General features: G+C 59.7%; 22 protein-coding genes, 1 tRNA gene and 1 pseudogene. 11 read left to right on the top strand and 13 right to left on the bottom strand.

Annotated elements, in window-relative coordinates:
* The first annotated feature begins 5 nt into the window (after nt 1–5).
* The 3 genes from rloB to pabB all read left to right on the top strand — a co-directional run bounded on the left by rloB (nt 6) and on the right by pabB (nt 4,135).
* On the top strand, nt 6–1,541 hold the full coding sequence (gene rloB / locus ACVWYU_RS20625; protein ID WP_090323983.1) for an osmotic stress tolerance membrane protein RloB: 1,536 nt from the start codon (nt 6–8) through the stop codon (nt 1,539–1,541).
* Nucleotides 1,541–2,527: an alpha-L-glutamate ligase-like protein gene (locus ACVWYU_RS20620; RefSeq protein WP_248914697.1), complete on the top strand. Its 987-nt coding sequence runs from the start codon at nt 1,541–1,543 to the stop codon at nt 2,525–2,527. The genes rloB and ACVWYU_RS20620 overlap by 1 nt, the downstream gene beginning before the upstream one ends.
* A 264-nt stretch (nt 2,528–2,791) precedes the next feature.
* Nucleotides 2,792–4,135 (top strand): aminodeoxychorismate synthase component I, encoded by a 1,344-nt coding sequence (gene pabB / locus ACVWYU_RS20615; RefSeq protein ID WP_247256117.1) that lies wholly within the window; start codon nt 2,792–2,794, stop codon nt 4,133–4,135.
* A gap of 124 nt (nt 4,136–4,259) precedes the next feature.
* Here pabB and thrH read toward each other — a convergent pair whose 3' ends face one another.
* On the bottom strand, nt 4,260–4,877 hold the full coding sequence (thrH, locus tag ACVWYU_RS20610) for a bifunctional phosphoserine phosphatase/homoserine phosphotransferase ThrH (protein ID WP_457373551.1): 618 nt from the start codon (nt 4,875–4,877) through the stop codon (nt 4,260–4,262).
* A 163-nt stretch (nt 4,878–5,040) separates the two neighbouring features.
* Between thrH and ACVWYU_RS20605 the strand changes: the two genes are divergently transcribed.
* From ACVWYU_RS20605 to ACVWYU_RS20595, 3 genes are all read left to right on the top strand, one after another.
* On the top strand, nt 5,041–5,781 hold the full coding sequence (locus tag ACVWYU_RS20605) for a phosphoadenylyl-sulfate reductase (protein WP_047531543.1): 741 nt from the start codon (nt 5,041–5,043) through the stop codon (nt 5,779–5,781).
* A gap of 568 nt (nt 5,782–6,349) precedes the next feature.
* Nucleotides 6,350–7,891: an NCS1 family nucleobase:cation symporter-1 gene (locus tag ACVWYU_RS20600; protein WP_390956862.1), complete on the top strand. Its 1,542-nt coding sequence runs from the start codon at nt 6,350–6,352 to the stop codon at nt 7,889–7,891.
* Between the two features lie 56 nt (nt 7,892–7,947).
* Nucleotides 7,948–8,676 carry an aspartate/glutamate racemase family protein gene (locus ACVWYU_RS20595; protein ID WP_457373550.1) on the top strand — a complete coding sequence of 243 codons (729 nt, stop codon included), beginning with the start codon at nt 7,948–7,950 and terminating at the stop codon, nt 8,674–8,676.
* Nucleotides 8,677–8,792: 116 nt separating this feature from the next.
* Here the strand turns inward: ACVWYU_RS20595 and ACVWYU_RS20590 are convergent, their stop codons facing one another.
* The gene (locus tag ACVWYU_RS20590; protein WP_390956864.1) at nt 8,793–9,716 is read right to left on the bottom strand and encodes a LysR family transcriptional regulator; all 924 of its coding nucleotides are present in this window, start codon (nt 9,714–9,716) and stop codon (nt 8,793–8,795) included.
* Between the two features lie 126 nt (nt 9,717–9,842).
* On the opposite strand from ACVWYU_RS20590, the gene ACVWYU_RS20585 reads away from it, so the two are divergent.
* The gene (locus ACVWYU_RS20585) at nt 9,843–10,589 is read left to right on the top strand and encodes a 3-oxoacyl-ACP reductase family protein (protein WP_248914702.1); all 747 of its coding nucleotides are present in this window, start codon (nt 9,843–9,845) and stop codon (nt 10,587–10,589) included.
* 50 nt (nt 10,590–10,639) lie between these two features.
* Here the strand turns inward: ACVWYU_RS20585 and ACVWYU_RS20580 are convergent, their stop codons facing one another.
* From ACVWYU_RS20580 to ACVWYU_RS20545, 8 genes and pseudogenes are all read right to left on the bottom strand, one after another.
* Nucleotides 10,640–11,335 (bottom strand): HAD-IA family hydrolase, encoded by a 696-nt coding sequence (locus ACVWYU_RS20580; RefSeq protein WP_247256122.1) that lies wholly within the window; start codon nt 11,333–11,335, stop codon nt 10,640–10,642.
* Between the two features lie 148 nt (nt 11,336–11,483).
* Nucleotides 11,484–11,663, bottom strand: a complete 180-nt coding sequence (locus ACVWYU_RS20575; RefSeq protein ID WP_090323996.1) for a hypothetical protein — start codon at nt 11,661–11,663, stop codon at nt 11,484–11,486.
* A 130-nt stretch (nt 11,664–11,793) separates the two neighbouring features.
* Nucleotides 11,794–12,162, bottom strand: a complete 369-nt coding sequence (locus ACVWYU_RS20570; protein ID WP_457373600.1) for a glycine zipper domain-containing protein — start codon at nt 12,160–12,162, stop codon at nt 11,794–11,796.
* Nucleotides 12,163–12,365: 203 nt separating this feature from the next.
* Nucleotides 12,366–12,734 carry a bacteriocin gene (locus ACVWYU_RS20565; protein WP_090323999.1) on the bottom strand — a complete coding sequence of 123 codons (369 nt, stop codon included), beginning with the start codon at nt 12,732–12,734 and terminating at the stop codon, nt 12,366–12,368.
* A gap of 313 nt (nt 12,735–13,047) precedes the next feature.
* A complete protein-coding gene (locus tag ACVWYU_RS20560) occupies nt 13,048–13,236 on the bottom strand; it encodes a hypothetical protein (RefSeq protein WP_090327475.1) in 189 nt (62 codons plus the stop codon).
* A 141-nt stretch (nt 13,237–13,377) separates the two neighbouring features.
* Nucleotides 13,378–13,698 carry a YbjQ family protein gene (locus ACVWYU_RS20555; protein WP_457373549.1) on the bottom strand — a complete coding sequence of 107 codons (321 nt, stop codon included), beginning with the start codon at nt 13,696–13,698 and terminating at the stop codon, nt 13,378–13,380.
* A pseudogene (locus tag ACVWYU_RS20550) lies at nt 13,695–13,838 on the bottom strand (6-aminohexanoate hydrolase); the annotation flags it as partial. The gene ACVWYU_RS20555 and the pseudogene ACVWYU_RS20550, both read right to left, overlap by 4 nt.
* A 165-nt stretch (nt 13,839–14,003) precedes the next feature.
* Nucleotides 14,004–14,093: transfer RNA gene (locus tag ACVWYU_RS20545), tRNA-Ser, on the bottom strand.
* Between the two features lie 308 nt (nt 14,094–14,401).
* Between ACVWYU_RS20545 and ACVWYU_RS20540 the strand changes: the two genes are divergently transcribed.
* From ACVWYU_RS20540 to ACVWYU_RS20530, 3 genes are all read left to right on the top strand, one after another.
* Nucleotides 14,402–15,091: a crotonase/enoyl-CoA hydratase family protein gene (locus tag ACVWYU_RS20540; protein ID WP_247256130.1), complete on the top strand. Its 690-nt coding sequence runs from the start codon at nt 14,402–14,404 to the stop codon at nt 15,089–15,091.
* 214 nt (nt 15,092–15,305) lie between these two features.
* Entirely contained in the window at nt 15,306–16,028 is a 723-nt protein-coding gene (locus tag ACVWYU_RS20535; RefSeq protein ID WP_390956868.1) for a lysophospholipid acyltransferase family protein, read from the top strand.
* 161 nt (nt 16,029–16,189) lie between these two features.
* Nucleotides 16,190–17,161: a magnesium and cobalt transport protein CorA gene (locus tag ACVWYU_RS20530; RefSeq protein ID WP_390956869.1), complete on the top strand. Its 972-nt coding sequence runs from the start codon at nt 16,190–16,192 to the stop codon at nt 17,159–17,161.
* 54 nt (nt 17,162–17,215) lie between these two features.
* On the opposite strand, the gene ACVWYU_RS20525 is transcribed toward ACVWYU_RS20530, so the two are convergent.
* From ACVWYU_RS20525 to ACVWYU_RS20515, 3 genes are all read right to left on the bottom strand, one after another.
* On the bottom strand, nt 17,216–17,944 hold the full coding sequence (locus ACVWYU_RS20525; protein WP_090324007.1) for an amidotransferase: 729 nt from the start codon (nt 17,942–17,944) through the stop codon (nt 17,216–17,218).
* A gap of 95 nt (nt 17,945–18,039) precedes the next feature.
* Complete coding sequence (locus tag ACVWYU_RS20520; RefSeq protein ID WP_457373548.1) at nt 18,040–20,184, bottom strand: 3-hydroxyacyl-CoA dehydrogenase NAD-binding domain-containing protein; 2,145 nt, start codon at nt 20,182–20,184, stop codon at nt 18,040–18,042.
* A 24-nt stretch (nt 20,185–20,208) separates the two neighbouring features.
* Entirely contained in the window at nt 20,209–21,414 is a 1,206-nt protein-coding gene (locus tag ACVWYU_RS20515; protein ID WP_457373547.1) for an acetyl-CoA C-acetyltransferase, read from the bottom strand.
* A 602-nt stretch (nt 21,415–22,016) separates the two neighbouring features.
* Here ACVWYU_RS20515 and ACVWYU_RS20510 point away from each other — a divergent pair.
* Nucleotides 22,017–22,838, top strand: coding sequence for a c-type cytochrome (locus tag ACVWYU_RS20510; RefSeq protein ID WP_247256135.1), 822 nt, complete (start codon nt 22,017–22,019; stop codon nt 22,836–22,838).
* The last annotated feature ends 126 nt before the right edge of the window (nt 22,839–22,964 follow it).

Here is a 22,964-nt window from a genome sequence, read left to right as displayed (position 1 = left end):
TTTAAATGCGCTCTCTTACCCTTCACCTGAAACTGCTGATCGCCATTCTGGTGGTGCTGGGCATTTCAGTTACGGCCTATCAGATCTTCGTGCTCGGCATTCCCGTGACCGAAGACGCCACCGACGACTTGTGGAACATCGACGCCAAGGTCGAGTTCGTCGCCAATGCCAAGGACCCGGTCAAGATCCAGATGTTCGTGCCGCCCCTGAGCCGCGACTTCGTCAGCCTCAATGAGAGCTTCATCTCTAACAACTACGGCGTGGCGGTGAACCGCGTCGACGGCAACCGCAAGGTCACCTGGTCCGCGCGCCGCGCCAAGGGCAACCAGACCCTGTATTACCGCCTGGTGCTGACCAAGCGCTATTCCGGCGAAAAGTCCAAGGTCAAGGGCCCGACTTTCCGCGACAGCATCGCCATCGAAGGCCCGGAAAAAATCGCCGCCGAAGCCCTGCTCGCACCGATCCGCCAACACTCGGCCGACGTCGAGACGTTCATCGGCGAAGCCATCAAACGTGTCAACAATCTCAACGATGACAACGTGAAGTTGCTGCTGGCCGGTGATCCATCCACCGTGCACAAGGCCCGGATCGTCGAACTGCTGCTGTCCATCGCCCACGTGCCCATCGAGAAAGTCCACACCATTCGCCTGGTAGCCGATCAGCCACAAACCCCGGAACTCTGGCTGCGCAGCTTCAACGGCACCGACTGGTTGTACTTCAACCCGGAAACCGGTGAACAAGGCCTGCCGACCGACCGCCTGCTGTGGTGGACGGGTGACGAAAACCTGATCACCGTCGATGGCGGCAAGAAGGCCAACGTGACCTTCAGCCTGAACAACAGCGAAATGAACGCCATTCGCCTGGCGAAGCTGACCGACGAAAACACCGACGCCAACTTCCTCGAATACTCGTTGTACGGCCTGCCGCTGCAAACCCAGCAGACCTTCATGATCATGGTGATGATCCCGATCGGCGTGCTGGTGATCCTGATCCTGCGCAACCTGGTCGGCCTGCAGACGCTGGGTACCTTTACCCCGGTGCTGATCGCCCTGGCCTTCCGCGAGACCCAGCTCGGTTTCGGCATCGTGCTGTTTACCATCATCACGGCGTTGGGGCTGTCGCTGCGTTCCTACCTTGAGCACTTGAAGCTGCAGATGCTGCCAAGGCTGTCCGTGGTGCTGACATTCGTAGTGGTGTTGATCGCCGCAATCAGCCTGTTCAGCCACAAGCTTGGCCTGGAGCGCGGGTTGTCGGTGGCGCTGTTCCCGATGGTGATCCTGACCATGACCATCGAGCGCCTGTCGATCACCTGGGAAGAACGCGGTGCCAGCCACGCCATGAAAGTGGCGATCGGCACGCTGTTCGCGGCCTCCTTGGCCCACTTGATCATGACCGTGCCGGAGCTGGTGTACTTCGTCTTCACCTTCCCGGCAGTCCTGCTGATCATGGTGGGCTTCATGCTGGCAATGGGGCGTTATCGCGGCTATCGCCTGACCGAACTGGTGCGTTTCAAGGCCTTCCTGAACAAGGCTGACAGCTGATGTTCGGCTTCTGGAAGACCTGGAAGGCCCTGGAAGCCCGCGGCATCATGGGCATCAATCGGCGCAATGCGGACTACGTGCTCAAGTACAACAAGCGCAGCCTGTACCCGATCGTCGACGACAAGATCATTACCAAGGAACGCGCCATCGCCGCCGGCATCCACGTGCCGGAAATGTATGGCGTGATCTCCACCGAGAAAGAAATCGACAACCTCGACAAAATCATCGGCGATCGCAACGACTTCGTGATCAAGCCGGCCCAGGGCGCGGGCGGCGACGGCATCCTGGTGGTCGCTGACCGCTTCGAGGGTCGTTTTCGCACGGTGTCCGGAAAAATCATCAGCCGGGAGGAAATCCAGCATCAGATTTCCAGCATCCTCACCGGCCTGTACTCGCTGGGCGGCCATCGCGACCGGGCGCTGATCGAATACCGGGTGATCCCGGACCAGATCTTCAAAAGCATCAGTTACGAAGGCGTACCGGACATCCGCATCATCGTGCTGATGGGTTATCCGGTCATGGCCATGCTGCGCTTGCCGACCCGCCAGTCCAGCGGCAAGGCCAACCTGCACCAGGGCGCCATCGGCGTCGGTGTCGACCTGGCCACCGGCCTGACCCTGCGCGGCACCTGGCTGAACAACATCATCAACAAACACCCCGACACCACCAACGCCGTTGACGGCGTGCAATTGCCTTACTGGGACGGTTTCATGAAACTCGCCGCCGGTTGCCATGAGCTGTGCGGCCTGGGTTACATCGGTGTCGACATGGTGCTGGACCAGGAAAAAGGTCCGCTGATCCTGGAGCTCAACGCCCGGCCGGGCTTGAACATCCAGATTGCCAACCACTGCGGTTTGACCCTGCGCACCCATGCGGTCGAAGCGCGACTGGAAGACCTCAAGGCTCGCGGCGTGACCGAAACCGTCGAAGAGCGCGTGGCGTTTGTGCAGGAGATGTTCGGGCATGTCCCGACCGTCGAGGGCTGATTCCCACTCCCTCAGGGATATTCATTGCTTTTGTGGCGAGGGCGCTTGCTCCCGCTCGGCTGCGAAGCAGTCGCAAAACCAGAACACTCGGTGGGACTGAAGAAACCAAGGGGGGCTGCTTCGCAACCCAACGGGAGCAAGCTCCCTCGCCACAGGTTTCGCGTAACGGACTCCAACCAGCCATTTTCCGACATCCCCTCTAGGACCAAATCCTGCAGGGGACTACAATCCCCACCCCGCCTCAACGGCCGATCGCCCTCACCCATGTTGACCTGTTCCGTACACCCGCTTCCCTATCGTGCCAACCCCGCCGATTACTTCGCGGCCATCCGCCATGCCCCCGGTGCCGTGCTGCTCGACAGCGGCCGACCGAGCGCCGAACGCGGGCGCTATGACTTGCTCAGCGCCTGGCCGCTGGAACAACTGACGGTATTGCCCGACGAAAGCGGCGCTGATTTCCTGCAACGCCTGCGGGAAAACCTGACGCGTCTCGGCGATGCCGCCATGCCTGACAACTGTGAACTGCCCTTTGCCGGCGGCTTGATCGGTTACCTGAGCTACGATTTCGGCCGTCATCTGGAACACCTGCCGAGCCAGGCCCTGGACGACCTGCAATTGCCGGATGCGCGCTTCGGCCTTTACGACTGGGCATTGATCAGCGATCACCAGCGGCAGACCACTCAGTTGGTGTTTCATCCGGCGCTGCCGGACAGCGAGCGCGAGCGTTTGATTCAGCTGTTCGAGCAGCCGGCGGTTGAATCGGTGGAGGCTTTCAAACTGCAAGCGCCGATGAATGCCGACCTGAGCGCCGATCAATATCGCCACGCCATCGAGCGCATTCAGCAATACATCCAGGCCGGCGACTGCTATCAGGTCAACTTCGCCCAGCGCTTCCGCGCCCCTTGCCAGGGTGATCCATGGACCGCGTACTGCGCGTTGCGGGCGGCGTGCCCGACACCCTTTTCCGGCTTCCAGAGCTTGCCCGACGGCGCCGCCGTGCTGAGCCTGTCGCCGGAGCGCTTCGTCAAAGTCAGCGAGCGGCTGGTTGAAACCCGGCCGATCAAAGGCACTCGCCCTCGCGGTGTCACACCCGCCGAAGACGCGGCCAACGCCGCCGAACTGTTGGCCAGCCCCAAGGATCGCGCGGAAAACCTGATGATCGTCGACCTGCTGCGCAACGACCTCGGTCGGACCTGCAGAACCGGTTCGGTACGGGTACCGGAATTGTTCAGCCTGGAAAGCTACCCCAACGTGCATCACCTGGTGAGCAGCGTGACCGGCCAATTGGCCGATGATCGCGATGCGCTGGACTTGATCGCCGGCAGCTTCCCGGGCGGCTCGATTACCGGGGCGCCGAAAATTCGCGCGATGCAGATCATCGATGAGCTGGAACCGACCCGGCGCGGGCTGTATTGCGGTTCGTTGTTGTACCTGGACGTGCGCGGCGAGATGGACAGCTCCATCGCCATTCGCAGTTTGCTGATCAAAGATGGGCAGGTGTGTTGCTGGGGCGGTGGCGGGATTGTCGCGGATTCGCAGTGGCAGGCCGAGTATCAGGAATCGATCACCAAGGTGAAGGTGCTGCTCGATACCCTGCAAAACCTCTGATTAACACCGCTCCCTGTGGGAATGAGCCTGCTCGCGATGAACTTGAAGACCCCGCTCGCTTTCAGACTGAACGCGTGATCGTTGACGTCCATCGCGAGCAGGCTTGCTCCTACAGGGGGGCGCGTTACAGGCTCAGGGCGCGGTTGGAGGCCTTGATGAATTCCTGCTTCAGGTCTTCAAAGGTGTGCACCGCCGGGAACTGCGGGAACTCACGGATCACGTTGTCCGGTGCATGGAACAGAATGCCGGCATCGGCCTCGCCCAGCATCGTGGTGTCGTTGTAGGAATCACCGGCGGCAATGACCCGGTAGTACAGGCTCTTGAAGGACAATACCGACTGGCGCTTCGGGTCTTTCTGACGCAACTGATAGCTCGTCACCCGTCCGGCATCGTCGGTAATCAGGCGATGGCACAGCAGGGGCGGGAAGCCCAGCTGGCGCATTAGCGGCTGGGAAAATTCGTAGAAGGTGTCCGACAGAATCACCACCTGGAAGCGCTCACGCAGCCAGTTGACGAATTCGATCGCGCCGTCCAGCGGCTTGAGCGTGGCGATCACTTCCTGGATATCAGCGAGCTTCAGGCCGTGTTCGTCGAGAATCCGCAGGCGCTGCTTCATCAACACGTCGTAGTCGGGAATGTCCCGGGTGGTGGCCCTGAGGGATTCGATCCCGGTTTTTTCGGCGAAGGCGATCCAGATTTCCGGGACCAGCACACCTTCAAGGTCCAGACAGGCAATTTCCACAAGACACTCCCATTTGTATTGTTTATTGAGTCGAGCGAGCCCGAACTCTAGCGATTACTCCCCCACCGCGCAACGCAGAGGACACCCCGACCGGCGCAGCTTTTTGTTACCATCGGCCCAATATAGAGCGCCCAGCGCCAATGACCTGTAGGAAGCCGCCCTGATGAGCCCAACGTTCGACGTCGTGGAACTCGCCACGACCTATGCCAACAAATCCGCCCAGGACATCCTGAAACTCGCGTTCGCCGAGTTTGGCGATGACCTGTGGATATCTTTCAGCGGCGCCGAGGATGTGGTGCTGGTGGACATGGCCTGGAAGCTGAACAAGAACGTCAAGGTGTTCAGCCTCGACACCGGTCGCTTGCACCCCGAGACCTACCGCTTCATCGATCAAGTGCGCGAGCACTACAAGATCGACATCGAACTGGTGTCGCCGGACTACACCAGACTTGAACCGTTCGTGAAGGAAAAGGGCCTGTTCAGTTTCTACAAGGACGGCCATGGCGAATGCTGCGGCATCCGCAAGATCGAACCGCTGCGCCGCAAGCTGTCAGGCGTGAAAGCCTGGGCCACCGGCCAACGCCGCGATCAGAGCCCCGGCACTCGCAGCGCGGTCGCGGTAATGGAAATCGACGGCGCGTTTTCCACCCCGGAGCGCACCCTGTACAAATTCAACCCGCTGGCACAAATGACCAGCGAAGAGATCTGGGGCTACATCCGCATGCTGGAGCTGCCATACAACAGCCTGCACGAGCGCGGGTTCATCAGCATCGGCTGCGAACCCTGCACCCGCCCGGTACTGCCGAACCAGCACGAACGCGAAGGCCGCTGGTGGTGGGAAGAAGCCACGCAGAAGGAATGCGGGCTGCACGCGGGCAATATCATCAGCAAGTCCAAAGCGTAAACCCACCGTAGGAGCGAGCCTGCTCGCGATGGTCGTTAACGATAACGCTGGGAACCTGACACCCCGCGGCGTTCTCGGGTTCATCGCGAGCAGGCTCGCTCCTGCAGGGTTCGTGACCCACCCAAAAATGTGTACACAGGAATGTCACCATCGGTGCCATTTATGTGTGCACTTTTAGTTTCCTCGCCCGAAAAAGTTACATCCTGCCTTTCCGACCACCTGGGTCGACTCTTCCCACAAAGCCTGTCGAAAAATAAATACCTGTTCGAACGGTCAATTTATATCGCCTTTTTTTCAGGCACTTAGCATCAACCCATAACAAAAGGAAATGAGCAGCTGACTTTATAGATTCCTGGCTGGCATGGATCTGGCAAAGGTGCATACATGTTTTGTATACAATCATCTCAAAACATACACACACATTAGATCCGCAAGCCTGAAGCGCCCTATCCCGTACAGGCTGCAGATGCCCCGTAACCAATGATATTCGCCACCCGCGACGAAGATTTGTCGAGCCCTTGCGCTCATGCACAGTCATCGCGGCGTCGAGCATCAGGAGCCTGCCGGAATGCGTACAAGTCTCTCCAACAACACTATCGCGCTGGATCTACCCTCCTCCCACGTCACGCACGCACCTGGTGACCCAACCCTGCAATCCCCCGTGGCACTCAGCCCGCGCCTGCATAACAAGGACCTGGCACCGACCAAGGCCGAAGGCCGGCGCTGGGGTCGCTACAGCATCTTTGCCCTATGGACCAACGACGTTCACAACATCGCCAACTATTCGTTCGCCATCGGCCTCTACGCCCTGGGCCTGGGTGGCTGGCAGATTCTGCTGTCCCTGGGGATTGGCGCGGCGCTGGTGTATTGCTTCATGAACCTTTCCGGCTACATGGGCCAGAAGACCGGGGTGCCCTTCCCGGTCATCAGCCGCATCAGTTTCGGTATTCACGGTGCGCAGATTCCCGCGTTGATCCGCGCCGTCATCGCCATTGCCTGGTTCGGCATTCAGACATACCTGGCCTCGGTGGTGTTCCGCGTCTTGTTGACCGCCGTCCACCCCGGATTCGCCGACTACGACCACAACTCGATCCTCGGATTGTCGACCCTGGGCTGGGTGTGCTTCGTGGCGATCTGGTTCGTGCAGCTGGCGATCCTCGCCTATGGCATGGAGATGGTGCGACGCTACGAGGCCTTTGCCGGGCCGGTGATCCTGCTGACTGTCGCGGCACTCGCCGCGTGGATGTACACCCAGGCCAATGCGACCATCGCCTGGTCGATCCGCGACCCCCTGACCGGTGGCGAGATGTGGCGCAACATCTTTGCCGGTGGCGCGCTGTGGCTGGCGATCTACGGCACGCTGATCCTGAATTTCTGCGACTTCGCCCGTTCTTCGCCGTGCCGCAAGACCATTAAGGTCGGCAATTTCTGGGGCCTGCCGGTCAACATTCTGGTGTTTGCCTCGATCACGGTGCTGCTGTGCGGCGCGCAATTCCAGATCAATGGCCACATTATTGAAAGCCCTACAGAAATTATCGCCTCAATCCCCAACACCTTCTTCCTGGTACTTGGCTGTCTGGCGTTCCTCATCGTCACAGTCGCGGTCAACATCATGGCCAACTTCGTCGCCCCGGCCTTCGTACTCAGCAACCTGGCGCCGAAATACCTGACGTTCCGTCGCGCCGGGCTGATCAGCGCGACCATCGCCGTGCTGATCCTGCCCTGGAACCTCTACAACAGCCCGCTGGTGATCGTGTACTTCCTGTCGGGCCTCGGCGCCCTGCTCGGGCCGCTGTATGGCGTGATCATGGTCGACTACTGGCTGATACGAAAAGGTCAGGTCAACGTGCCGCAGTTGTACAGCGAAGACCCGAACGGCGCCTATTACTACAGCCGCGGGGTCAACCTGCGCGCCGTGGCGGCGTTCATTCCTGCCGCCCTGATCGCCATCGTCCTGGCGCTGGTGCCAGGCTTCCACCTCGTGTCGCCGTTCTCCTGGCTGATCGGCGCCGGGATTGCCGGAATGCTCTACCTGATCATCGCCAAACGCCAACCGCACTACGCCGACGTCAGCGGCGAAGCGATCGCGGTCGACAACGTCAGTCATTAATCACCCGGCGGCCCGGCATGCCCGGGCCGCGAATCACCGCGCAATAAGGACTCCCCATGCGAATTCTCGTGGTCAACGTCAACACCACCGAATCCATCACCCAGGCCATCGCCCGCTCGGCCCAGGCCGTTGCCTCCCCGGGCACGGAAATCGTCGGCCTGACCCCGCAATTCGGTGCCGATTCCGTCGAAGGCAACTTTGAAAGCTATCTGGCGGCCATTGCGGTGATGGATCGGGTGATGTCCTACGACCAGCCCTTCGACGCCGTCATTCAGGCCGGCTACGGCGAGCACGGCCGCGAAGGCCTGCAGGAACTGCTCAACGTGCCGGTGGTGGACATCACCGATGCGGCGGCGAGCACCGCGATGTTTCTCGGCCATGCCTATTCGGTGGTCACGACCCTCGACCGCACGGTGCCGCTGATCGAGGATCGTCTCAAACTCTCCGGGCTCTGGGATCGTTGCGCGTCGGTGCGGGCCAGTGGTCTGGCGGTACTGGAGCTGGAGCACGAACCGCAACGCGCACTGGAAGCTATCGTGCATCAAGCCGAACTGGCGGTGACCCAGGACAAGGCCGAGGTGATTTGCCTCGGCTGCGGCGGCATGGCCGGGCTGGATGAACAGATTCGCCGACGCACCGGAGTGCCGGTGGTGGACGGTGTGACGGCCGCGGTGACCATTGCCGAATCCCTGGTGCGTCTGGGGTTGTCGACGTCGAAAGTGCGGACTTACGCGACGCCACGGCCGAAAAGGATTATTGGCTGGCCGGGGCGGTTTGGGCAGTAGACCGCGTCATCGTTCATCGCTAGCAGGCTTGCCCTCACAAGAGATTTGTGAAAGCCGCAGGTCCCGTGTGGGAGCGAGCCTGCTCGCGATGGAAACAACTCGGTCCCTGGCCAAGCTCATAAAGCACTAAACCTCTGCGTCAGCCCCTGCTCGGCAAACTGCTCAATAATAAAATCCACAAACGCCCGAGTCTTGCCCGGCAGCAATTTATGCTCGGCGTAATAGATGGAAATATTGCCGTCGTCGACATACCAGTCCGGCAACACCCGCTGCAAGGTCCCCGCTTCCAGATAACCCGAGGCGAACGGCATGCTCACCAGCGCAATGCCCAAGCCCTGGGTGGCCGTTGCGCAGGCCGCCTCAGAATCGCTCATGGTCATTCGCGCTTTGAGCACCAATGGACTGTGTTGCTGGCTACGACTGGTCAACTGCCAGGAACGCACCCGGCCGGTCTGCGGCGAGCGAATCAGGATGCCGTCGTGAAGTTTGAGATCGTCGGGCCCGGCAATGGCTTCATGTGCTGCCAGGTAGTCGGCAGACGCCACCAGCACACGGTGGGCCGGGGTCAGCTTGCGTGCCACCACGCCTTGGGGCAGCTCGAATCCGCCACCAATTGCTGCATCGAAACCCTGGCCGATCAAGTCGACCTGACGATTATCGAAATGCCAGTCGGGGTTGATCGCCGGGAAGCGCCTTAGAAACTCCCCAAGCAAGGGTACGACATACAGACGCCCGAACACGGTGCCCATGCTGACTTTCAGTGTCCCCGCCGGTCGCCCCTCGGCACTGGCCAGATTGGCCACGGCATTCTGGATGGTGTGCAGACTGGCACTGACTTCATCGAGAAACAGCTGACCGGCCTCGGTGAGCGTCAGGCGGCGAGTGCTGCGCTGGAACAACCGGACGCCCAGCCGGGCTTCGAGTTTGGCCACGCTTTTGCCCACTGCCGCCGGTGTCAGGCTCAAGCGCCGTGCAGCCTCGGCGAAACTGCCGACCTCGGCACTGCGCACGAAGCATTCGATACTGCTGAAGGTTTCCATAGTCGCCACTATAAACTTTTGGTTTACACAGACTATCGCAATGGCGGTCTACTCAGCCTGTAATCCCGAATCAATACTAGGCTCCATCAACCAAGGCAATCTCGCCTCGGGACTTTGGAGATCGATATGACTACTCAGAACCTCAGCGGCAAAGTGGCTTTGATTCAAGGCGGTTCCCGCGGCATCGGCGCGGCCATCGTCAAGCGCCTGGCGGCTGAAGGCGCGGCAGTCGCCTTTACCTACGTCAGCTCCACGGCCAAGGCCGAAGAGCTGCAGAACAGCATCATCGGGAACGGCGGCAAAGCCCTGGCCATCAAGGCTGACAGCGCCGACGCCGACGCCATTCGTGGCGCGGTGACCGCCACCGTAGAAGCCTTTGGCCAACTGGATATCCTGGTCAACAACGCGGGCGTGCTGGCCGTTGCGCCACTGGAAGATTTCAAGCTCGAAGACTTCGACCAGACACTGGCCATCAACGTGCGCAGCGTGTTCATCGCCACCCAGGCCGCCGCCCGGCACATGACCGCAGGCGGTCGCATCATCAACATCGGCAGCACCAACGCCGATCGCATGCCCTTCGCCGGTGGCGGCCCGTACGCGATGAGCAAGTCGGCACTGGTCGGCCTGACCAAGGGCCTGGCCCGCGATCTTGGCCCGAAAGGCATCACCATCAACAACGTGCAACCGGGGCCGGTCGACACGGACATGAACCCGGCCGACGGTGATTTCGCCGACAGCCTGATTCCACTGATGGCCGTCGGCCGTTACGGCAAAGCCGAAGAGATCGCCAGCTTCGTCGCCTACCTCGTCGGCCCCGAGGCCGGCTACATCACCGGTGCGAGCCTGACCATCGACGGTGGTTTCGGCGCTTGATGAGTTAGAGGTCAATCAAATGTGGGAGCTTGCTCCCACATTGTCCGTTGTCAGGCCCATTCGAGGGCCGGCAATCCACAAGCACTTGGCTTGAACGCTTTCAGCGTGCGAAGAATGCCATCGGCGTGTGCGTATTTTTCATCAGCCATGGCCGCATCGGGAATTGCAATCGCCGTCATCCCCGCCGCTTTCGCCGCCGTGACGCCAAAGGGTGAATCTTCGAACACGAGGCAATCTTGCGGGGCGACACCCAGGCGCCGGGCTGCGGTGAGGAAAATATCCGGCGCCGGTTTGGCTGCGCCGACTTCCGGGTCATCGGCCGTGACGATGATGTCGAACAGCGCGAACCAGTCGCGGTGCAAGGTGGTTTTCTGGCCGAACGACTGGCTCGAAGAGCTGGTACCCACCGCAATGGGGATGTTATTGGCCTTCAGATGCCGTACCAGTTCCTGTGCGCCAGGCATGGCCTGAGCGGTAGGAAAACGCTCGCGCATCAGGGGTTCGCGGATCACCAGGAACTCTTCGGCACTCATGGGCAGGTCCAGGGCCTCGACCACATAACGAGCCAGATCACCCGCGCCACGACCGATGATGTTCTGCTTGATGCTCCAGTCGAACGTGCGCCCATAGCGCTCGGCAATGATCGACGTGACCTCGGTGTAGATGCCCTCGGTGTCCAGCAACAAGCCGTCCATATCGAATATCACAGCCTTGATCGGGCCGAACTCATCCAGCGCTGCACTCATCGCATCTGATCCGTTTTCAACGACATCCCAGGCGGCTCGATTGCGGCCGGCTCGATGACTGATTAAAGGTTTCAGCAGCATAACGAGCGCAGCTGGCTCTGGGCAACGGGCACCTGATGTTTCAATGCACGGATAATCGCGACGCCGCTCAATCCTGGTCGTCCTCATCCTCAAACTCGGTGTTGCCCACGTCGCCCGCGTCATCCGAATCGTTGAGCGGCACCGTGGCGTCATCCATCAGAGAACCCGGATCTTCATTACCGGGATCATTGATGAACGGCAGTCCACTTGGGCCCTTTTCTTCCTTGCCTTCGGTTTCCGGAGTCATGGCAGTTCTCGCATTGTTCTAGGGGGTGTATCACGTTCGAGGCGACGCTCAGTCAAACGTTCCAGCGCCCTGCCGACGGAAACGAAAAACCCGGCGCGCGGCCGGGTTTTGGGTGGAGTGCGACACCCCGTCAGTGATGTTTGTTTCCGTGTTTATTCTTGTGTTTATGACCGCCACCGGAATGGGAGCCGCCGTTGTCGCTGCCCAGATTGTTGCCGACCGCACCACCTGCTGCCCCGCCCAGGCCTGCGCCGATGGTCGAACCGGTAGACCCACCGAGGCTGTTGCCGATCACCGAGCCCCCTGCGGAGCCCAGCCCACCGCCAATCGCGGCTTCCGTGCGACTGCCCTTGGGTGCGCCGACCGCACTACCGGCGGCACCACCAACACCGGCACCAATCGCGGCACCCGTGCTGCCACCCATTTGTCCGCCGACCACATTACCCAGCGCGCCGCCAAGGCCACCGCCGACCCCCGCCGTACCATCACCGGCCGCCATCGCCAGCGGTGTGAGCAATAGGCCTAGCACCAGCGCAGGCAACGTCAAACGGCCGGACATCTTCACTTCCTTGCTTTTAGTCATGGGGGTCATGGCATGCCTCGTATTCAATGGGCTTATCACTTGGAGGCAACGCAGAGAAAATCGTTCATAAACGAAAAAGCCCGGCATCGAGCCGGGCTTTTTTGAGTCGCCGATCAGAATCAGTGACGCTTGTGACCATTGGCCAGGTTGCTGCCAACGCCGCCGCCCAATGCACCACCCAGACCTGCACCGATAGTCGAACCGGCCTTGCCGCCCAGGCTGTTACCGATCACCGAACCACCGGCCGCGCCAACGCCACCGCCGATAGCGGCGCTGGTGCGATGGCCTTTCTTGGCTGCAACGGCACTGCCCGCCGCGCCTGCTACGCCAGCACCGATCGCTGCGCCAGTGCTACCACCCATGCTCTGGCCCACGACGTTACCCAGCGCGCCGCCCAAACCGCCACCAACGGCAGCAGTGCCGTCGCCAGCCATTGCACCTTGAGCAACCAGAAGACCCAGAACCAAAGCAGGCAGAGTGAAACGCATGACAAAAACCTCAACAAAAAGGGTGTAAATCGAAAGGGGCGAGATTGAATGCTTTAGAGACGAAAAAGTCCAGACATGCGTGTGCTCAACCTCGTTATTGGCGACGGTTGGACAGCATTTATCGAAAAGGTTTTATGCCGGACAAAAAAAAGCCCGCTGGGGAACGGGCAGGGTGTTGCTTTCTAACGGATGAGTTGAGCCTACGTAAGGCGCTGTGAAAACTTTGTGAAAGATAATTCGCAGAAACAAACGGTTAAATAATCCGCCAGACATAAAAAACCCCGTTCAATGACGGGGTCTGCTGGCGGTTTAATCACTTCCTGACCGGTGCCGCTATCCTGGGTAAAAATTTGGCTTTCAGCACTCGGCGTGCCCTGGATTTGATCCTGTCGACCTCGGTCTGATCTTCACCGAAACTCGCCACATAGACCGTTTGTCCACACTGCACGCAATTGTTGATCGGAAACTCTGCCCCGTCGTCTTCGATATACGGATCAGCCATCTCTTCACCCCCTCTCAAATGCGTGATCGATACCGGCAAGCCCTTTGCCTGAAAAATACCCATCACCAAGCGTTTGAGACTAGCCGGTCATTACTGGACTTGTTATTCAGCTTGCCAAATGCCCGACGAACGGCTCACGCGTCATCTCAGCTTCACCGCCGTACCGGTGACAAACACCACGACCATTCCCCCCTTCCCGGCCGGCATGCTGATCTCATAATTGAGCCCCACCAGCGCATCCGCTTGAAGCGCGCGGGCCCGCCCCTTGATTTCGTCAGTGGCCTGGATTCGCGCTTCCTGCAGCGCACGTTCCAGGGTCTGAGAGCGCCCACCGAAAAAGTCGCGCATCCCGGCAAAGACATCACGCACAACATTGACGCCCTGTACCGACTCGGCGCTGACGATATCCAGGTAGGCGGTGATTTGGCGGCCTTCGATGGCGTGGGTCGTGGTGGTGATCATTGGTTTTCCTTCCTGCTCAGGTATTGAGCCAGCGCGTCGAATGCCGGCAACGTCACAGGATCGTTGGCGGAGTTGCTGGCAACCGGATGCGATGCGTAGCGAACGATCACCATCTCGGCCTTCGGGTCGATAGAGATACGTTAGTTGCATCGATTTTCCAAACTGACATATCACACGTCAGCCCCTTGTCCTCCATCAAACCGAAAGCACCTTTGCTTGAAGCCATGCCCCATCAGAAATTGACCCGCCAAAAACACAAAACCCCCGGCTTCTTTCGAAACCAGGGGTTTTGTTTACATCGAATTTGGCGGTGAAGGAGAGATTCGAACTCTCGATACAGTTTCCTGTATACACACTTTCCAGGCGTGCTCCTTAAGCCACTCGGACACTTCACCGTATCTCTTCAAACATGTTCTGTCTGTCGAGGCGCGCTAATGTAGTCGAAAGCTTTTCTGTTGGCAAACATTTTTTTGAGAATTTTCATGCGCTTAACTCGATCGGGGGTTTCGAACCGATGAAGGCAATGGCAAACCGGCCATTCTCCGGCTCCGGCCGCCCTTCTATATAGAGGGCAATGCATGGCGGGCGTGGCGCAGCCTGCTTGCCGGGCACGCAAAGCGTGACTGGCGGGTCAGTCACGGCGCTTTACCTGGCCTGTGACGCTGGGTAACGTCTGCCCAACTTTATTAAAAGGACTAGCGTCATGAGTGAGTTGATTTCCTACCATCTCGAAGACGGTATCGCGACCCTGACCTTGAGCAATGGCAAGGTGAATGCCATCTCTCCGGACGTGATTGCTGCGTTTAACGCTGCGCTGGATCAGGCGGTGACTGATCGTGCGGTGGTGATCATTACCGGTACGCCCGGGATTCTCTCGGGCGGTTACGACCTGAAAGTGATGACGTCCGGCCCCAAGGAAGCGGTCTCGCTGGTGACTGCCGGCTCGACGCTGGCCCGTCGACTGTTGTCGCACCCATTCCCGGTGATTGTGGCGTGCACTGGTCATGCGGTGGCCAAGGGTGCCTTCCTGCTGTTGTCGGCCGACTACCGTATCGGTACGGACGGCCCGTTCAGCATCGGCCTGAACGAAGTGCAGATCGGCATGACCATGCACCACGCCGGCATCGAGATCGCCCGTGATCGCTTGAGCAAATCGGCGTTCCCGCGTTCGGTCATCAACGGTGAGATGTTCAACCCGAAGAGCGCCGTGGATGCCGGCTTCCTCGACGTCGTGGTGTCGGCCGAAGAACTGCAAGGCGCAGCATTGGCCGCGGCTCGTCAGTTGAAGAAGATCAACATGACGGCGCACAAGAACACCAAACTGAAAGTGCGCAAAGCGTTTTTGGAAGCCCTGGATAACGCGATCATCCTGGACCAGGAACATCTGGGCTAATCCAAGCCGGCAATAACGAAGAGCCCGACCGTCGCGTCGGGCTTTTTCGCACCTGCTCCGTTGAAAAAGCCTGCAACCGCTCTGGCATGCGTCTGACCCATCAGTCGGAAACATGCGCTCAAACATCGTCTATCTCCTACCTATATAACGGCAATTGCCGAAAACAGTGCACATCCGTACACTGCGCCACCTTTTGTCCCGGTGGGGCCTGCAAATGCTGTTTGCTTTACGTATGTCATTGATGGGCCTGCACTTTATCCTGGCAGGCATGTTGGGTGTGGTGCTCGGCCTGTGCCGCCCGTTCAATCCGGACAACAGCCGTTTATGCGCGCGCCTCTATGCATGGCCCGCAATGTGCATTTTGCGCCTGAGGGTTAAAGCCGATGTCGGCCCCTTGATGAACAAACCCGACAGCTGCGTGATCATCGCCAACCACCAGTCCAACTATGATCTGTTCGTGTTTGGCAACGTGGTGCCCCGGCGCACCGTATGCATCGGCAAAAAGAGCCTGAAATGGGTTCCCCTGTTCGGCCAGTTGTTCTGGCTGGCCGGCAATGTGCTGATCGATCGCGGCAATGCGCAGAAGGCACGCCAATCGATGCTGACCACCACCCACACCCTGCAAAACGAAGACACCTCGATTTGGGTCTTCCCGGAAGGCACACGCAATCTGGGCGAAGAGCTGTTGCCGTTCAAGAAAGGCGCCTTCCAAATGGCGATCGCTGCCGGTGTGCCGATCGTGCCGGTGTGTGTCAGCAGTTACGTCAAGCACATGCGATTGAACCGCTGGCGCAGTGGGAAAATTCTGATTCGCTCGCTACCGGCCATTCCCACGGCGGGCTTGAGCCTGGATGACATGCCGATGCTGATGGCCCGGTGCCGCGAGCAGATGCGCGAATGCATCGACTCGATGGACCGGCAACTGCAAGCCGCCTGACAGAAACCCGCCTTGTGCGGGTTTTCTTTTACCCTGCTTGCTTTTGCTCGCGAACTCAGCAGATTTCACTGACTCTCAAGCAGTAGACAGGATTAAGCTGATCACTGCCTGCCACGGCCATTTGCCAATAGATTGCTGCCAATAAGAAGTGAAAAAACATCATGGGTAGAGTTGTTGCTGCTGCGGTTTACAGCGCCGGGAAGAAAGTCACCAATATCACCCTCGACGAAGGCGCGGCCTGGGCTGCAAAGCCGGGTCACTTCGTCTGGATCGGCCTCGAAGAGCCGAACGAAAAAGAACTGTATAACCTGCAACGCCAGTTCAACCTGCACGAACTGGCGATTGAAGATGCCCTGGAGAAACACAGCCGGCCGAAACTGGAAACCTTCGGCGATGCACTGTTCATCGTCACCTATTCCCCCATCATGGAGGACGGCAAACTCAAGTTTATCGAGACTCATATCTTTGCCGGCAAGGGCTACCTCATCACGGCCCGCAACGGACATTCGGCGTCCTACGCCCATGTCCGGCAACGGTGTGAGGCGCGTCCGCTGTTGCTGGAGCACGGGGAAGATTTCGTACTCTATGCCATCCTCGATTTCGTCATTGAAAACTACCAACCGATGGGCGAAGCCATTCATGCCCGTATCGATGAGTTGGAACGCAACGTCCTGTGCGGCTCGCTGAATGAGCGCGACATCCAGAACCTGCACAGCCTGCGCCGGGACGTATTGCGGCTGCGCCGGTACGCGGCACCGATGGTGGAGATAGGTGAGGAACTGCAAAAGCTGAACTTCCCGTTCATCGACAAGAACATGCGCCCGTACTTCCGCGATGTGCAAATCCATGTCACCCGACAGCTGGAAGACCTGACGACCCTGGCCGATATTGCCAGCCAGACCATCGAGGTCGGGGTATTGCTGGAGGCTTCACGCCAGAGCGTGGTGCAGCGCAAGTTCGCGGCATGGGCGGCGATTCTGGCGTTCCCGACGGCAGTGGCCGGGATTTACGGGATGAACTTCCAGAACATGCCGGAGCTGAGCTGGCACTACGGGTATTTCGCGGTGCTGGGATTTATTACGGTGGGGTGTGTGGGTTTGTGGGCGAGTTTCAAGAAGTCGGGCTGGCTTTGACAAACGCTGTGGCGAGGGAAGTTGCTCCCTCGCCACAGGTGTGATGCCGCCGTCTTACACCGCCTGATTTTCCGGCTTGTGTGCCACAAATCGCATCATCCACTCGGCCACCGTGGTGCCGTGGTGTTCATGCTCCAGGCTCTGGATACCTTTAGAGAAAATCTCTTCTCCCAGCGCTTGCTGGCGAATTTCCAGCAGTGCCCGCGAATAGTCGTGGATGAACTCGGGGTGGCCCTGGAAGCACAGCACTTGATCGTTGATGTGGTACGCGGCAAACGGGCAGAAATCGCTGGAGGCAATCACCGTGGCGTTTTCCGGAAGCGCCGTGACCTGATCCTGGTGGCTGATCAACAACGTCAGCTCTTCCTTCAGCGGACTCATCCACGGCGCCTTGGCCGCGAGTTTGTATTGATGGGTGCCGACGCCCCAGCCCTGGATGGCGCGCTCACTCTTGCCGCCCAGCAACAGGGCCAGCAATTGATGACCGAAGCACACGCCCAGCAGCTTGTCGCCACGTTCGTAGCGGGTCAGCAGGTAGGTCTTGAGGGTCTGGATCCAGGGGTCGGTGCCGAAGGAATCGGCCTTGCTGCCGGTGACCAGGTAAGCGTCGAAGGTCAGCTCATCGCTCGGGTACTCACCCTGCATCACGTTGTAGACGGTGAACTCGGCGGCGATGGGTTGCTGCGAAAACAGGCGCTTGAACATCTGCCCGTAGCCCTGGTACTGGTCAACCAATTCCGGACGCAGGATGTCGGTTTCCAGAATGCAGATGCGTAACGACATAAAAAATACCTGACACGTGATGGGAATAATGCACACCCCAGAGCCTGCCTTGAAACACAGTGGCAAGGCAAGCCCCGGCATGCATCAATCCCCCCTTAAAACGCCTCCCCCTTGGCGGCTTTCTCCAGCAGCAGTGCCGGCGGCGCGAAGCGTTCACCATATTGTCCGGCCAGGTACCGGGCACGGGCGACAAAGTCTTGGACCCCGTATTGATTGATGAACTGCAGTGCCCCGCCGGTCCACGCCGCGAAGCCGATGCCGAAGATCGAGCCGACATTGGCATCCGCCGTCGACGTCAACACGCCCTCCTCCAGGCAGCGCACGGTTTCGATGGCCTGCACGAACAGCAGTCGATCGCGCACGTCCTTGGGTGAAATCTGTCCGTCAATCTTCTCAAAGCGGGTTTTCAACCCTGGCCAGAGATGCTTCTGGCCGCCTGCGGGATAGTCGTAGAAACCACCTCCTGCGGCCTTGCCCGGGCGCTTGTACTCATTGAGCAGCAGGTCAATCACAGCGAAGGCCGGATGCTCGACCAGCGGTTTGCCTTCGGCTTGCAAGTCTTTGGCGGTTTGCTGGCGGATATGGCTCATCAGACTGAGGGAAACCTCGTCAGAGATCGCCAACGGACCGATGGGCATGCCGGCCTTGCGCGCTTCGGTCTCGATCATCGGTGCGCTGATGCCTTCACCGAGCATGGCGATGCCTTCATTGGTGAACGTGCCGAACACCCGCGACGTGAAGAAACCACGACTGTCGTTGACCACAATCGGGGTTTTCTTGATTTGCAGGACGAAGTCAAACCCGCGAGCCAGGGTTTCATCGCTGGTGTTGGCCCCCTTGATGATTTCCACCAGGGCCATTTTGTCCACGGGACTGAAGAAATGCAGGCCGATGAACTTGCTCTGGTCCGGCACCGCCGTGGCCAGGCCGCTGATCGGCAGGGTCGATGTGTTGGAAGCGATCACCGCGTCCGGGCCGACGACCTTTTGCGCAGCCAGGGAGACTTTGGCCTTCAGTTCGCGGTCTTCAAACACCGCTTCAATGATCAGATCGCAACCGGCCAGATCTGCATCGTCTTCAGTGGTCTGAATGCGCGCCAGAATGCCTTCTCGCTGCTCGGCACTCATTTGCCCGCGTGCGACTTTCTTGTCCAGCAGCGCCGCCGAATGCGCCTTGCCCTTCTCTGCTGCCGCGAGGTTGATGTCCTTGAGCACCACGTTGATGCCGGCAGAGGCGCTGACAAAGGCAATGCCCGCGCCCATCATCCCGGCACCGAGCACCCCGACCTTCTGCGTGACGTACGGGGCAAAGCCCTGGGGCCGCGAGCCACCGGCATTGATTTCATTGAGCTGGAACCAGAAGGTGCCGATCAGGTTCTTCGAGACCTGGCCGGTGGTCAGCTCGGTGAAGTAGCGCGTTTCGATCAGATGCGCGGTGTCAAAATCCACCTGGGCGCCTTCCACGGCGGCGCAAAGGATTTTCTCCGGCGCCGGCAGGCAGCCCTGGGTCTTGCTGCGCAGGATCGACGGCGCAATGGCCAGCATCTGCGCAACTTTCGGGTTCGATGGCGTGCCACCGGGAATCTGATAACCCTTCACGTCCCAGCGTTGCAGCGCTACCGGGTTAGCGACAATCCAGGCTCGCGCCTTGGCCATCAGTTCTTCGTGATCGGCTGCCAACTCGTCGATCAACCCCACCTGCATTGCCTGCTGTGGCCGTATTTTTTTGCCTTCGAGCAGATACGGCAGGGCTCTTTCCAGGCCGAGCATGCGGACCATGCGCACCACCCCGCCGCCGCCCGGCAGCAGACCCAGGGTCACTTCCGGCAAGCCGAGTTGGACCGACGGATGATCCAGCGCCACGCGATGATGGCAGGCCAGGCAGATCTCCCAGCCACCGCCCAATGCCGCGCCGTTGATCGCGGCGACCACCGGTTTTCCGAAGGTTTCCAGGGTGCGCAGTTGTCCCTTGAGGGTCAGCACCATTTCGTAAAAGGCTTTGGCCTCAGGCTTGCCGACTTTGATCAGCTCATTGAGATCGCCGCCGGCGAAGAAGGTTTTCTTGGCTGAGGTGATGATGACGCCGGCGATGGCGTCCTTGTCGGCGACCAGACGGGCGACGCAGTCTGCCATGGCTTCACGGTAAACCGCGTTCATGGTGTTGGCGCTCTGGCCCGGCATGTCGATGGTCAGCACGACAATCTGGTCCTGGCCTTTTTCGTAACGTATGGCTTGGGTCATGTCACTTGTCCTTGAATTCGGGGCTCAGAGGCGTTCGATGATGGTGGCAATGCCCATGCCGCCGCCGACACACAGGGTCGCGAGGCCATAGCGCAGGCGCCGGCTTTCCAGTTCATCGAGCAAAGTGCCGAGAATCGCGCAGCCGGTGGCGCCCAACGGATGGCCCATGGCGATGGAGCCGCCATTGACGTTGACCTTGTTCGGGTCGACGGCCATGTCCTTGATGAACTTCAACACCACCGAGGCGAACGCCTCGTTGACCTCGAACAGATCAATGTCTTCCACCCGCAGCCCGGCCTTGGCCAGAGCCTTGCGGGTGGCGGGCGCGGGGCCGGTGAGCATGATGGTCGGGTCGGTACTGGTCACTGCCGTGGCGACAATCCGCGCCCGGGGCTGCAAGCCCAACGCCCGGCCCTTGGCCTCCGAGCCGATCAACATCAACGCCGCGCCATCGACGATCCCGGAACTGTTGCCGGGTGTATGCACGTGATTGATCCGCTCCACATGGCTGTAGACCCGCAGCGCGGTGGCATCGAAGCCCATCTGCCCGATCATCTCGAAACTGGGCTTGAGTTTGCCAAGGCCCTCCAGGGTCGAGTCGGCACGGATGAATTCATCGTGATCGAGCAGGATGATGCCGTTCTGGTCCTGAACCGGCACCAGCGATTTGTTGAACGAGCCATTGGCCCGCGCCCGCGCGGCTTTTTGCTGGGAATGCAGCGCATAGGCATCGACGTCCACGCGGCTGAAGCCTTCAAGGGTCGCGATCAGATCGGCTCCCACGCCCTGGGGCGTGAAGTGGCTGTGCAGATTGGTCTGCGGGTCCAGTGCCCAGGCCCCTCCATCGCTGCCCATCGGGACTCGGGACATGGACTCGACGCCACCGACCACCACCAGGTCTTCAAAACCGGAACGAACCTTCATGGCCCCGAGGTTCACCGCCTCCAGCCCCGACGCGCAGAAACGATTGATCTGCACCCCCGCCACGCTGACGTCCCAATCGGCCACCTGAGCGGCGGTTTTGGCAATATCGGCACCTTGATCGCCGACCGGTGTCACACAGCCAAGCACCACGTCATCGACCTGGCTGGTATCGAGATCAGTTCGCTGTTGCAGCGCCGTGAACAACCCGGCCACCAGGTTCACCGGTTTGACACTGTGCAAGGCGCCATCTGCCTTGCCTTTGCCACGGGGCGTGCGTATCGCGTCGAAAATCAAAGCTTGGGTCATGACGTCCTCGAACCGCAGTGCAGGTGAGTAAACACAGAGCCCCCACTCTTGTCCCCGGACGCAAGGGATTCAATGACCGCAGCGCTCACTGGCGTTGACGGACACGCTCAGACGGACGGTAGTCCGCGACACAATTGGCTGCTTGCGGACACGCAAGCGTCTAGCAAAAGGCCGCCCAAGAAGCTGGCAATAGGCCTCATGCCTTTTTAATAGCATCTAGTTGGATTTCCATACGAAATGGATCTAAATCAAGCGAGACGCGGGCTCTAAGGTGAAGTTATACGAAGTTGTCGTCGGGTTTTGCCGAGGCGCTCGTCCTACAGGAAGTGCAACGCTTGCCGTCATGGAGATATGTAGGCAGGCATCAGGAAATAACAAAAAAGGCGGTCAAGCCATGTTCAAACAATCGAAAGTTCGTCAAGCCGGGCTCATTCTTTTCGCCACCACATTGCTGTTGATTTTGCCGAACCTGACCAAGGTGATCGGCTAGTCGGTCATCAAACAATACGGCACCAGAGTTTTAGATCGCCACGTTAAAAAATGTGACTGGCTCGCTACCCGGGCCAGCGTGGCTGTGCCAACCTTTGTGGCACTTCCACGACATGGACGGCGATCCCTTGAAAACGCTCATTCTGTTCGGGGCCTTGCTCATCAGCACGCCCCTGTATGCCGCACAGCTGAACCTTGAGCTGGGCGCGAGCCATCGCACCTGGCAGACCGAGGAGCTGCTCAAGCATCCTCAAGCCCAGACCATCACGATCACCAACGACGTTTCCTATAAACGGGACATGAGCTATCGCGCCGTGCCCCTGTCTGTACTGCTGACCGGCATTCAGCCGGATGACCATCTGCAAGCCGTGGCCCTGGACGGTTTTGCCGCCGAGATGGCCGCTGCCCCGCTGCTCAATACCCAAGGCGCGCGCGCCTGGCTGGCGATCGAGGATCCGGCCAAACCCTGGCCGCCGCTGTCCGAAGGCAAGCCCAGCGCCGGGCCGTTCTACCTGGTCTGGACCAACCCGCAAGCGGGCAATATCAGCCCGGAGCAGTGGCCGTTCGAAGTCGCGAGCATCAAGCGCATGGCTCCGGTGGCCGAACGCTTCCCTGCCCTGCTACCCGATCCTGCGTTGAAGGCGGACGATCCGGTCAACAAGGGCTTTGCACTGTTTCAGAAAAACTGCCTGGCCTGTCATCGCCTCAATGGTGCCGGTGACGCGCAATTCGGACCGGACCTGAATATTCCCTACAATCCGACCGAGTACTTCGGCGCGGACTTCCTCAAGCGCTATATCCGTGATCCGCAGAGTTTGCGCCAGTGGCCGCAAGCGAAGATGCCCGGATTCTCGGCCGAGGTGTTGCCGGACGAGGATCTGGGCATGCTGGTGGGGTATTTGAAGCATATGGTTGGGCGCAAGGTGAAGCCCTGATCACATTCCCCTTGTAGGAGCTGGCAAGCCAGCTCCTTGTATGTTGGCCAAACACTCGGCGAGAGCAGCTAAGCTCGTCGGTGTCGTCAAAACGATGTGTTTCTGGGGGAGGCCGACGGCTCCTGA

The sequence above is a fragment of the Pseudomonas sp. TE12234 genome (assembly GCF_054061835.1).
The sequence above is the reverse complement of the archived record's forward strand: the minus strand, read 5'-3'. Positions and strand labels throughout refer to the sequence as shown.

Excerpts from the sequence above, each read along its gene's own strand:
- ACVWYU_RS20575 (WP_090323996.1), bottom strand. The coding sequence starts at position 11,663 with ATGACTCCGGAAACCGAAGGCAAGGAAGAAAAGGGCCCAAGTGGACTG.
- ACVWYU_RS20570 (WP_457373600.1), bottom strand. The coding sequence starts at position 12,162 with ATGGCGGCCGGTGATGGTACGGCGGGGGTCGGCGGTGGCCTTGGCGGC.
- ACVWYU_RS20535 (WP_390956868.1), top strand. The coding sequence starts at position 15,306 with ATGCTGTTTGCTTTACGTATGTCATTGATGGGCCTGCACTTTATCCTG.
- ACVWYU_RS20540 (WP_247256130.1), top strand. The coding sequence starts at position 14,402 with ATGAGTGAGTTGATTTCCTACCATCTCGAAGACGGTATCGCGACCCTG.
- ACVWYU_RS20605 (WP_047531543.1), top strand. The coding sequence starts at position 5,041 with ATGAGCCCAACGTTCGACGTCGTGGAACTCGCCACGACCTATGCCAAC.
- ACVWYU_RS20600 (WP_390956862.1), top strand. The coding sequence starts at position 6,350 with ATGCGTACAAGTCTCTCCAACAACACTATCGCGCTGGATCTACCCTCC.
- ACVWYU_RS20555 (WP_457373549.1), bottom strand. The coding sequence starts at position 13,698 with ATGATCACCACCACGACCCACGCCATCGAAGGCCGCCAAATCACCGCC.
- ACVWYU_RS20515 (WP_457373547.1), bottom strand. The coding sequence starts at position 21,414 with ATGACCCAAGCTTTGATTTTCGACGCGATACGCACGCCCCGTGGCAAA.
- ACVWYU_RS20565 (WP_090323999.1), bottom strand. The coding sequence starts at position 12,734 with ATGCGTTTCACTCTGCCTGCTTTGGTTCTGGGTCTTCTGGTTGCTCAA.
- ACVWYU_RS20530 (WP_390956869.1), top strand. The coding sequence starts at position 16,190 with ATGGGTAGAGTTGTTGCTGCTGCGGTTTACAGCGCCGGGAAGAAAGTC.
- ACVWYU_RS20510 (WP_247256135.1), top strand. The coding sequence starts at position 22,017 with ATGGACGGCGATCCCTTGAAAACGCTCATTCTGTTCGGGGCCTTGCTC.
- ACVWYU_RS20595 (WP_457373550.1), top strand. The coding sequence starts at position 7,948 with ATGCGAATTCTCGTGGTCAACGTCAACACCACCGAATCCATCACCCAG.
- pabB (WP_247256117.1), top strand. The coding sequence starts at position 2,792 with ATGTTGACCTGTTCCGTACACCCGCTTCCCTATCGTGCCAACCCCGCC.
- ACVWYU_RS20520 (WP_457373548.1), bottom strand. The coding sequence starts at position 20,184 with ATGACCCAAGCCATACGTTACGAAAAAGGCCAGGACCAGATTGTCGTG.
- ACVWYU_RS20590 (WP_390956864.1), bottom strand. The coding sequence starts at position 9,716 with ATGGAAACCTTCAGCAGTATCGAATGCTTCGTGCGCAGTGCCGAGGTC.
- ACVWYU_RS20525 (WP_090324007.1), bottom strand. The coding sequence starts at position 17,944 with ATGTCGTTACGCATCTGCATTCTGGAAACCGACATCCTGCGTCCGGAA.
- ACVWYU_RS20585 (WP_248914702.1), top strand. The coding sequence starts at position 9,843 with ATGACTACTCAGAACCTCAGCGGCAAAGTGGCTTTGATTCAAGGCGGT.
- ACVWYU_RS20560 (WP_090327475.1), bottom strand. The coding sequence starts at position 13,236 with ATGGCTGATCCGTATATCGAAGACGACGGGGCAGAGTTTCCGATCAAC.
- ACVWYU_RS20580 (WP_247256122.1), bottom strand. The coding sequence starts at position 11,335 with ATGAGTGCAGCGCTGGATGAGTTCGGCCCGATCAAGGCTGTGATATTC.
- ACVWYU_RS20620 (WP_248914697.1), top strand. The coding sequence starts at position 1,541 with ATGTTCGGCTTCTGGAAGACCTGGAAGGCCCTGGAAGCCCGCGGCATC.
- rloB (WP_090323983.1), top strand. The coding sequence starts at position 6 with ATGCGCTCTCTTACCCTTCACCTGAAACTGCTGATCGCCATTCTGGTG.